Raw genomic sequence first — 3235 nt, 5'->3', positions numbered from 1 at the left:
GACTCCCCTTTCCCTTATGCCTCTATCTTTGGATGCTTTTTACCTTTTCTTCTCTCACGAATTTTTTGATTAGATGAAGCTGTGGGAGATTTGCTGTTATGGTTTTTGTAATACTGCTTCCCTTCTTTATCCATTATTTTCGTTATAAAGCGCCTTGATTCTTCAGGCTTCCCGGGCATACTAGTCTTGTTCATTCTTTTTTCGCAACCTGAATGTTTGCCACATATATACAAAATCGGAAACATAGAGGAGGAGCACAGCTCATGAAATCCTTGGTCCTTTTTTTCGTTTTATTGCTACTTACGATTGCACTCATTATCACGATTGATTTACTGATGGGAATGAAGCTGACCATGTCTCTTCGGAATATGAGAAATCCAACTTGGGTTATGTCAGCACCGGAGTACATTCTTTTGTTTTTATTGCTCATAAGCTTGGTTTTTCCACCGATTTATGCCAGCATGACGAAAAAACAGCAAGCACGAGCAAGGAAAAAATAATCCGTTACTTTTCAACACTTGCTTTGGAGGGCTTATGCCCAAAGCGTTTACGTATCACGTCCACAACAAGCAGGAAGAGCGGAATCGCGACTGAAAAAACTGGGAAAATGTAAGTAATAATAAATCGTCCCTCTTCAAAATGCTCCGTCAAATTACTTGCGATCATCAGCGACATTAAGAGCACGATGATTCCAATGGGCAGCCCAATCCTTTGTGGTTTTTCAAGCTTGAATAAATCAGCTGTTAGAACCATTGCCGCATAACAATAAATGGCTGTTTTAAAAAAGTTGGCGATAATCAGCGAAAGAATCACAATTGCATCAAGCCGCTGCAAAAAATTAGCAATGTTCACCTTGCTAATGGTAACAAACAATGGGAAGGTTGAGCGGCTATATAGATCCGAACCGAGAACCGAGATCTCCACAGCGTGGGTCAAGCTTAAAATGAAGCCGCTCACGACAAGAGCAAGGACCCCTGTCTTTCTTGCTTTCTGTCTCTGTTGATGTAAATACGGCAAAATCACTGTAAAGCAAATCATTTCACCAAAGGGAAAGATAAAAATATCGGGATAGGCTGCCGTTAAAATCGGTTTCCAGCCATTGTCTAAAATAGGAGAGAGATTTTTTAGATCAATGAGCCCGGAAAAAATCACAAATGCATTTCCTAACACACCTAAAATCACGAGCACGATCAAGTATAGCTCTGCCATTCTTGCTAATACTTCTATACCCTTTCGCACAACATAGACGATCGCCACGACCATCAATGCATTCAGAATAAAAAGTGGCGTCAGGTCATATTCGGAGGTTGCCAATAGGTCACCAGCTTCTCGCAAGTCTCGTGCTGCAATGTAAATAAAAAAAGGAATATAGACTAAGGCCAATGCCCAGCCAATAGGCTTCCCTAAAATTTTTTGCGCATATCCACTGAGCGGGAGTCCTGGATAGGCGCGAACAAAATAATCATACACAAGAAAGAGGAAAACACCCCCAATTAATGCAAATAAAATCGCAAGCCAAACCCCTTGCTCTGCAGAAAAACCGATGGGAATGACAAGCGCTGTTCCAAATTCAAATAGCAGGATCATGGCGAATAATTGTTTTGCACTAATTTTTTCTTGATTCATGGCTTTACCTATCCACCTTTTTGTTCACCTTCGTTCTTTATTTCTGACAAATAGGACTTCGTTCGCATGGCTGGACGGCGAATAAAAGCATCGACCTTCACGTCTACCTGACTTTCAGCAAAATTCTTGTCCCATTCATTCTTCAATTCCTTCCATGCTTTCGGATATTGACGTTTTACTACCTCCCCAAAGCCTAAAATGTCACTTTGTTCACTCTGCGCGATACTAACGGCCTCTTCGATTTCTTTTTTGGTCGCTTCTTTCCAATCCTCTTCTATTTTTGTTATGCTCTCTTTCTTCGTTAAATCGATGGGACATCTTACCTCGCCAATGCTTCCTTCTTGCCGCACCTCGATTTCGAAGCTCGGTTTTCCTCCTTGTACTTTAGCTGTTACGTTCGTTTTTGAACGGAAAACTTCAATGCCAATGGCATCCGTACTTTCCCTGCAATCAACAGCCATAATCGTGCCCTGCATTTTATCTTGAACCCAAACAATGCCACGGATTTGATTCCCTTCCACCCAACGCTTTAGCTTTCCTTCTTTAAAAAGGGCGACTCCATCTATCTCGATCAGGCCTTGTGGCACCGCCTGCTCCAAATTTGATTTATTCTCTCCTTCGGCTGGATTTCCAATAATTTTCGCCCCACTTATGATTGGTTCTCTTCCTATGTTGACCATTGCCTTGATCACGTCATAAATTTCCGTGTTGATCGTTTCTGACCAACTTTTTTCTGTGATTTCAATTTTTTTCGCCATGCTCTCACCAGGAACCTTATCAATCGGTGTAAGAATTTTCAGCATTGATGCTGCATCTGTCTCTCTTGCCACAACAACCTTTGTCGTCAGACGGATTTGTGACGACCGATCAAAAAAATCAAAGATTTCATTGATCCCTTCTTCTGCTAATTCCTCCCCTATGACGAGTACTTGCATATGTGAAAAATAAAGCTGCCGGGGAACTTTTTTTGATACTTTACGAATTGCCTCGAAAATACTTTTATCTGTTTCGGTATATGTCGTAATCGGGGTATTACTCCCTCCCTCTCCTCCTGTTACTCCTGAGGCAATGGCAGTGGGATTCATTACTTGAAACGTGACCTGAAAATCATTTGTCTCCGCAACTTTATCGATCCCCACAGCAATCACAATTGCGATTTCGTTTAGCTCTCTTTTATTCCAGCAGCCAGTTAACAGCAATGGTACGAGCAAAAGCAAAGCGATATGCAGGAACAATTTAGTTCTCATCTTGATTTCCCTTCTTTCCTTTGGAAGGAGAGGGCTGCTTTCTCTCTCCATTCCGCACGAGATTTTTTTGGTTAATCAAGCGTGGCCGTGTACGAAAGGTCCAGATCGGTAGACGTAAAACGGTATCCTTCTGGTCAGAGAGAATAAACGGTGCAAGAGGCGCCATATAAGGAATGCCAAAGGAGCGCAAGGCGCATAAATGGGCCGTAATCATTAACGTGACAATGGCAATCCCGTAAAAGCCAAATGTTGCAGCAAAAATCATAATGATAAACCGAAACAAACGGACAGAAATGGCCATATTATAAGCCGGTGTCGCGAAGCTTGAAATCCCCGTTATCGCCACAACGATCACCAGCGCT

The 3235-nt window shown here is 42.1% G+C and carries 4 protein-coding genes; 1 reads left to right on the top strand and 3 read right to left on the bottom strand.

What is annotated here, in order from left to right; all coding sequences use genetic code 11:
- Positions 1 to 263 precede the first annotated feature (263 nt).
- Positions 264 to 500: a hypothetical protein gene (locus tag BLT_RS0101735; RefSeq protein ID WP_017726104.1), complete on the top strand. Its 237-nt coding sequence runs from the start codon at positions 264 to 266 to the stop codon at positions 498 to 500.
- Between the two features lie 4 nt (positions 501 to 504).
- Here the strand turns inward: BLT_RS0101735 and BLT_RS0101730 are convergent, their stop codons facing one another.
- The 3 genes from BLT_RS0101730 to BLT_RS21210 form a co-directional block, all read right to left on the bottom strand.
- A complete protein-coding gene (locus tag BLT_RS0101730; protein ID WP_017726103.1) occupies positions 505 to 1626 on the bottom strand; it encodes a GerAB/ArcD/ProY family transporter in 1122 nt (373 codons plus the stop codon).
- An 8-nt stretch (positions 1627 to 1634) separates the two neighbouring features.
- A complete protein-coding gene (locus BLT_RS0101725) occupies positions 1635 to 2873 on the bottom strand; it encodes a Ger(x)C family spore germination protein (RefSeq protein WP_017726102.1) in 1239 nt (412 codons plus the stop codon).
- A partial coding sequence (locus BLT_RS21210) for a spore germination protein (protein WP_035425335.1) occupies positions 2863 to 3235 on the bottom strand: 373 nt, incomplete at its 5' end. The genes BLT_RS21210 and BLT_RS0101725, both read right to left, overlap by 11 nt.

Origin of the sequence: Halalkalibacterium ligniniphilum, from assembly GCF_000334155.1 — a bacterium.
Classification (GTDB): domain Bacteria; phylum Bacillota; class Bacilli; order Bacillales; family Bacillaceae_D; genus Halalkalibacterium; species Halalkalibacterium ligniniphilum.
Note: the sequence above shows the minus strand (reverse complement) of the source record. Positions and strands in the feature narration are given on the sequence as shown.